This window comes from Flavobacterium sp., from assembly GCF_013822155.1.
Lineage (GTDB): Bacteria > Bacteroidota > Bacteroidia > Flavobacteriales > Flavobacteriaceae > Flavobacterium.
Window position 1 is genome coordinate 1 of the sequence record NZ_PNJW01000088.1, and the last position, 7,020, is coordinate 7,020.

Sequence of the window (7,020 nt, forward strand, 5' to 3'; positions counted from 1 at the left end):
GGCAAAAAAATTATTGATGCAGAATCAATTACGTTGCCAAGTTCAACTAAAAATGACAATATAAACCGATCAGTTACCAAAATCAGTTTAAAAGAAGACCTCACTAGTTTTGATGTAAATCGTGAACAGTCATTATTTGGACATTATAAAGAAGGTGAACAATCAGATAAATTATACTTTTTTGATTATGTTTATGAAGATTATAAAAAATATGGCAATACCCCATTAATGGAGCTTGTAAAAAACAAAAAACAAAGAGCTCAGTACACAAAAGAATTTGATGCTTTGATTGCAAAATCAAAAGAAAATCAAAAAGAAAGTTTTATCAAATCTGTAAAAGAAGAATTTGAAATTGACATTGAAAACTATTCGATGGAAATAAAAAACACGGGCAGATTTGGCAGAAATGAACCAATGCAATACACGGAAAAATTTACCATTACTGATCAATACATCAAAAAAGCCGGAAACAATCTAATGGTAGAATTAGGCAAATTTCTAACATCACAAATTGAGCTTTCTAAAAAAGAAAAAGAACGTACAAATAATGTTTATATGACCTTCCCGAGACAAATTGAACAAGAAATTCAATTTGAAATTCCGGCTGGTTACACTGTCTCCGGACTTGAAAAATTCAATAAAAAAGTAGAAAATGAAACAGGAGGTTTTGTCAGCACAGCCACACAAAACGGGAATCTGATAACTATTAAAACGACTAAATATTATTCCAATTATTTTGAACCAAACAGCAATTGGAAAAAAATGGTTGACTTTTTAGATGCTTCTTACCAATTTACGCAAGAAAAAGTTTTACTAAAGAAGAATTAATACAAATTAGCGTAGCCAAAAAAACTCAAAATAAACAAGTTTGAATTTGTTTGTTTTGAGTTTTATTTTATTAAATTCTCTCTTTTTTAAAGAGACTTATTTTTTTATTACTTTCTCAACTTTAAAACTCATTTCTTCACCATAAATTTTTAGAAAATAAATTCCTTTTGCATAGGAATCCATTTTCAAATAAATCAATGCGGAATCATCAATTATAGTATGGAGTTTTTTTCCAAAGACATCAAAAATTTCAATTTTAGTAATCCGTTGAGTAGCTTCAACGTTCAAAATAGAATTAACCGGATTTGGATAAATTTTTAAATCGGAAGTAAAAGTATATTCAATTGAGGATAGGGATTGGTCGGTTGTAGTGGTCCAACTTGAAGCTAAACTATTGTCTAAATCCGTACTTATCAATTGCAGATAGTACCCATTTCCGTCGGCTAAAGTTGGCCATGGTGATGAATCCATGTATTCTACATAATCTATTGTATTGCCAAAAGCATCAGCTAAAACAAGTTTTTGAGATTTATTTGATAAATTTCTGGTAAATTGTCCAAATGCAGAAATACCATATTTAGCTAAAAACACATCAGGATTACTGGCTAAATAAATACTTTGCCCTTGTAAAATAGTTGAACCAATAGGGAAACTGTACGAAATTCCTAATTCTTTAAAATAAATTCCGGAAAGGATAACAGTTTGTAATCCGGTATTTTTAATTTCAATAAATTCTGAGTCATTACTTTCCGGATACTCGATAGAAGTAGAAGGATTATAGTTAATCTTAGTGATTACCAATGGCGGAGTAGAAACCGAAGAACAAGCAGAAAAAGAACCTATATTATTAGTAATCCAAGTAGTTCGTAAGCTTAAAAATGATTTTAAATTTACAATTTCAAGTTCCTGATTTGGTATGGTACCCCATTTTTGGTTTTCTCTGATTTTTGCTTCGTTTATATAAGTTACTGTTTCATCAATAAATGTGTTCAAGGTTGTCAAATTCATTGCTTTACCAGGTTGCTTCAATTCATTCCAACGCTTTGATAAATAGCATTTAAAAGTTGAATTATTGAACAAATCTTTCCAAAATTTTGAACCTTCATTATCCCCATTGCCAAATTGCCAAACATTTGTTTTACTTCGGTCATATCCCCAAAGAAACAAATCATTACCGTACGTAAGATTAAAATCCCAAATAGGTCCGGCTCTTAATTTACCGGCTCGTTCTTTATGAAAATAAGTGCTGTATTGATAACCATCAACATTAGATGCCAACTCATTGGATAACATAAAATCAACAAAAGTTGGTATATCAATTACTGAAGGATAACCATTTGTAATAGTTATATTACCCGTTGCAGAAGTGTTTGCCAATAAACTAAACTGATTATAAATATAAAAATTTTGTTGAGGAGTGACATCCTCAGGTTTAGGCAAATCATGAATATAATCCGTAATACCGGCATACGATTGCATAGACCAAGCAATAGGATCATCACCGGTTGTTTTATCGGCTTTTGTAATATATCCGCCGGTAACATTTGGCAAAGTAGTATCAGTAGTCGTAATTTTTAAAATATTTACCCGATTGGAATCTGCTTTAATTTTTTCCTGCAGAAGATATAAACCATTATATTCATCGTTAATTACTACTTCACAATAAACCGTTCTGGGAGCATAATTTCCCATTTGTCTTGAAATGGCATACGATAAATAGTCTCTAATCAAAGAAGTATCAAAAGCTAAACTATTGAGAACCCAGTCATTTTCACTTGGCATTCCTAACAAACTAACATTGTTATTACTGATATTATCAGGTTTTAAAGTTGTTAATCCATACGGTTTCTTGGGTAAAGCTTGTGATGAAGAACCTCGTATTTCAATATTTATGCGTCCATCATAATTTAAAAATGCAGCAGTATTACTATCTGACATATAATTTCGGGAACCATCCGGATGCTTAATTATCTTCATTGAACCTAAAACCCTTGGTTCATCCGGAATTTCATAAGGTTGATTAGTATCGGGATTAATATCCGTTGAAATGATAACAATTGGTAAATTACTATCCGTAAAAGTTTGTGCATAACCTCCAAAAGCGAAAAAAAACAATAAGAAATAAGATCCTTTAATAATAGAGTTCTTAAAAATATTCATTACTGTTTTCATCAGATTTATTATTTCATCAAATCTAGGCATAAGTAAGCTAACAATTAAATGGAAAGCTAACAAATCACTATTTTAATAAAAAAAGACCTTAAAAAAAGGTCTTTTGAATGAGTTCTATTTACTTAAATACATTTTACGTCTGGAATACAATTCGTAAAATTGGTCATCTTTCAAATCATCAATAAACAAAATACTTTCTCCGGTTGATTTCATTTCGGGTCCAAGTTTCTTGTTTACACCATGAAATTTACTAAAGGAGAATACCGGTTGCTTAATGGCAAATCCTTTTAATTGAGGATTAAAAGTAAAATCGGTAACTTTATTATGACCCAACATCACTTTTGTTGCATAATTTACATAAGGTTCTCCATAGGCTTTTGCAATAAAAGGAACTGTTCTGGACGCTCTTGGATTCGCTTCAATGATGTATACAACATCATCTTTTATGGCAAACTGTATATTTATTAATCCTACTGTTTTGAGAGCTAAAGCAATTTTGTGTGTATGATCTTTTATTTGTTGCATCACAAATTCACCTAAATTAAACGGTGGCAATGTAGCATTACTATCTCCCGAATGTACACCACAAGGCTCAATATGTTCCATAATTCCGATGATATAAACATTTTCACCATCACAAATAGCATCTGCTTCCGCTTCAATAGCTCCATCCAAATAATGGTCTAATAATAATTTATTCCCGGGTATATTTTTTAATAAATCAATAACATGCTCCTCTAATTCCTGCTTATTGATAACGATTTTCATTCCTTGTCCACCTAAGACATAAGAAGGTCTAACCAATAATGGGAAATCCAATACATCTGCTAAAGCAATAGCCTGATCAGCATTTTCTGCTACACCAAACTGAGGAAATGGTATTTTCAATTCTTTCAGTAATTCAGAAAAACGGCCTCTATCTTCCGCTAAATCTAAGGCATCAAAACTGGTTCCTAAAATCTTAATTCCGTAACGATCTAATTTTTCAGCTAATTTTAAAGCGGTTTGACCACCTAATTGAACAATTACGCCTTCCGGTTTTTCATGACGGATGATGTCGTAAATATGTTCCCAAAAAACAGGTTCAAAATATAATTTATCCGCGGTATCAAAATCGGTTGAAACAGTTTCCGGATTACAATTAATCATTATTGTTTCATAGCCACATTCTTTAGCCGCTAAAACGCCATGCACACAGGAATAATCGAATTCAATTCCTTGACCAATCCGATTTGGACCGGAACCCAAAACAATCACTTTTTTCTTTTCAGAAACGACACTTTCATTATGAACGTATCTTTCCCCTGTTGGAGTTTCTATATCTGCTTCAAAAGTTGAGTAATAATAAGGTGTTTGTGCTTTAAATTCGGCTGCACAAGTGTCGACTAATTTATAAACACGATTCACGGAAAGTTCTTCTCGCTTTTTATAGACTTGACTTTCCAAACAACGGATCATGTGGGCAATTTGTCTGTCAGCAAAACCTTTTTGCTTTGCTTCTAATAACAATTCTTTGGATAAAGTATCAATTGAAAAATTTGAAATCTCTTTTTCAAGTAGATAAAGTTCTTCATATTGCTTAAGAAACCACATATCTATTCTGGTTATTTCATGAATTCTACTTAATGGAATTCCCATTTGAATGGCATCATAAATAACAAAAACCCTATCCCAACTGGCATAAGTTAGTTTTTCTATAATTTGTTCATAATTTTTGTACCCTTTCCCATCAGCACCTAATCCATTTCGTTTAATCTCTAAAGATTGGGTAGCTTTATGAAGAGCCTCCTGAAAAGAGCGACCAATTCCCATTACCTCCCCTACCGATTTCATCTGCAATCCTAATGTTCTGTCAGAACCTTCAAATTTATCGAAATTCCAACGTGGAATTTTTACAATCACATAATCTAAAGTCGGCTCAAAAAGAGCTGAAGTTGATTTTGTGATTTGATTTTGCAATTCGTCTAAATGATAACCTAACGCTAATTTGGAAGCAATTTTTGCAATGGGATAACCGGTTGCTTTAGAAGCCAAGGCAGAAGAACGCGACACACGAGGATTGATTTCAATAGCAACAATATCCTCTTTTTCATCCGGTGAAACAGCAAATTGTACGTTACAACCTCCGGCAAAATTACCAATACTACGCATCATTAAGATGGCCATATCTCTCATTTTCTGAAAGGTTGTATCAGATAAAGTCATAGCTGGGGCAACCGTAATACTGTCTCCGGTATGAATTCCCATCGGATCCATGTTTTCAATGGAACAAATAATTACTACGTTATCATTTTGATCTCTAAGCAACTCCAATTCATATTCCTTCCATCCCAATAAAGCTTTGTCAATCAAAACTTCGTGTATAGGCGATGCTTCTAAACCACGTGTTAACAGTTCATCAAATTCTTCTTTTGTATGAACAAACGCTGCTCCAGTTCCTCCTAAAGTGAACGAAGGACGAATAACTAAAGGAAATCCAAATTCCTGTGCAATTTCCTTCCCTTTTAAAAAGGAAGTAGCAGTCTTTGCCGGTGCAGCTCCTACTCCAATTCGTTCTAGCAATTGTTTAAATTGTTCTCTGTCTTCGGTAATGTTAATGGCATTAATATCAACTCCGATTAATCGTACGCCAAAATCCTCCCAAATTCCTTTTTCATCTGCTTCTAAACACAAATTTAATGCAGTTTGCCCACCCATAGTAGGAAGTACAGCATCGATATTAGGGTGTTTTTTTAATATTTGAATAATTGATTTAGTCGTTAATGGCAATAAATAAACATGATCGGCCATGGTTGGGTCGGTCATAATAGTAGCCGGATTGGAATTAATCAAAATAACTTCAATTCCTTCTTCACGAATGGAACGGGCTGATTGTGAGCCTGCATAATCAAATTCACAGGCTTGACCGATTACAATGGGCCCTGATCCTATAATTAAAACCGATTTGATGGAAGTGTCTCTTGGCATAATGTTGTGATATAGTAGTTTAGTTGTTTTGTGTCGACAAGTTATAAAAAAAAGGCGTTACTAAAAAAAGTAACGCCTTAATATTTGATTATTACTAATCATTATTTTTTGTGTCTTGGTTCGCAGGAAACAGTTAATTTATGTCTTCCTTTAGCTCTACGACGAGCAAGGACTTTTCTACCATTTGCAGTAGCCATTCTATCCATAAACCCGTGTTTATTTCTTCTTTTTCTTTTCGATGGTTGAAACGTTCTTTTACTCATTGTGATGTATCTTTAAAAATCGTGTATAATAATCTTCGTTTAGGTTCCTCAAAAACCGAGTGCAAATATACAAAGACTTTTTTTTCTCACAAGTGGTTTTCTAAAAATATTTTCAATTCCTTTTATTACCTTTGCAAACACAAATAATAAAGTCATTATGTTTCACAAAAATATCAAATTAGTTCTTGCTGCAGTATTGATTGCCCTTGGTATATGGCAGTTCACTGAAAATAACATCGGAAATGGAATATTTCTTATCTTATTAACTTTTTTTCCAATTTTTTTATATTTCAAAAACGAAATTATCTTATTAGCCTTTTTAAAACTAAGAAAACAAGATTTTGAAGGAGCAAAAAGGTGGTTAGATAAAATAAAAAACCCGGAAGGAGTTTTAGTTAAGAAGCAACAAGGCTATTACAATTATTTGCACGGATTGATGGTCTCACAAACCAATTTAAACCAAGCAGAAAAATTCTTTAAAAAAGCAATTGAATTAGGATTATCAATGGATATGGATTTAGCGGTAGCCAAATTAAATTTAGCGGGAATAGCCATGTCCAGAAGAAGAAAAATTGAAGCAACTAATTTACTTAACGAAGCAAATAAATTAGACAAACAAAACATGTTGAAAGAACAAATCACCATGATGAAGCAACAGTTAAAAAAGATTTAGAGAAATAATCCCATTAAGTATTATTTTTTTAAAATCTATTTTCTTTAGATTAAAAAATACTTGCATTCACAATTTATCAAATTCATAACCAATTTTAAAATTGGTTATGAATTTGAT

5 protein-coding genes are annotated in these 7,020 nt (G+C 32.3%); 2 read left to right on the plus strand and 3 right to left on the minus strand.

Annotation, left to right across the window (positions count from 1 at the left end; all coding sequences use genetic code 11):
* The coding region (locus C0512_RS14280; protein WP_290862734.1) for a hypothetical protein at positions 1-828 on the plus strand (828 nt) is incomplete at its 5' end.
* Positions 829-924: 96 nt separating this feature from the next.
* Here the strand turns inward: C0512_RS14280 and C0512_RS14285 are convergent.
* From C0512_RS14285 to rpmH, 3 genes are all read right to left on the minus strand, one after another.
* Positions 925-3,000, minus strand: coding sequence for a CotH kinase family protein (locus tag C0512_RS14285; RefSeq protein WP_290862735.1), 2,076 nt, complete (start codon positions 2,998-3,000; stop codon positions 925-927).
* 114 nt (positions 3,001-3,114) lie between these two features.
* On the minus strand, positions 3,115-5,967 hold the full coding sequence (carB, locus tag C0512_RS14290) for a carbamoyl-phosphate synthase large subunit (protein ID WP_290862737.1): 2,853 nt from the start codon (positions 5,965-5,967) through the stop codon (positions 3,115-3,117).
* A gap of 101 nt (positions 5,968-6,068) precedes the next feature.
* Positions 6,069-6,230, minus strand: coding sequence for a 50S ribosomal protein L34 (gene rpmH, locus C0512_RS14295; RefSeq protein ID WP_026710894.1), 162 nt, complete (start codon positions 6,228-6,230; stop codon positions 6,069-6,071).
* Between the two features lie 157 nt (positions 6,231-6,387).
* On the opposite strand from rpmH, the gene C0512_RS14300 reads away from it, so the two are divergent.
* Positions 6,388-6,903 (plus strand): DUF2892 domain-containing protein, encoded by a 516-nt coding sequence (locus C0512_RS14300; RefSeq protein WP_290862743.1) that lies wholly within the window; start codon positions 6,388-6,390, stop codon positions 6,901-6,903.
* The last annotated feature ends 117 nt before the right edge of the window (positions 6,904-7,020 follow it).